This is a genomic window from Vibrio sp. 10N.222.55.C6, assembly GCF_041473395.1.
GTDB classification, from domain to species: Bacteria; Pseudomonadota; Gammaproteobacteria; order Enterobacterales; family Vibrionaceae; genus Vibrio; species Vibrio crassostreae_C.
The window spans coordinates 1-371 of record NZ_JBFRSD010000538.1; the positions used below are offsets into that span (position 1 = coordinate 1).

The 371-nt window shown below is 42.9% G+C and carries 1 pseudogene; it reads left to right on the top strand.

Going from position 1 to position 371, the window contains the following annotated elements:
• Window positions 1-371: pseudogene (locus tag AB4486_RS24980) on the top strand (DUF58 domain-containing protein); the annotation flags it as partial.

Below are 371 nucleotides of genomic sequence, written 5' to 3' on the forward strand. Positions count from 1 at the left end.
GTTTTGGCGTCGCACCAAAAACTGTTTCATACCAAAGCTCAACGTTCTCAATCTGATTTGTTGGCTCAGCTAAAACATCTTACCAAAGCCAATCAAAGCTTAGGCGTCAATGTAAGTGATGGCGATAATGTTGGTTTTAGTCAGTGGATTGAACTGATCAAACGAATGAGACTCAAGCAATCAACCTTGATATTCATTAGTGACTGGCGAGACTGCCGAGAACAACATCTCGATCGACTAAAGCAGTTACAGCAACACAACGATATCTTGGCCATTATGGTCACCGATTCATTAGAACAGTCATTGCCTCAAGATCTTGCAAGCGCAAACTGGGTGGTGGGTGATGGTCGCTTTCAACTTAATCTGGATAG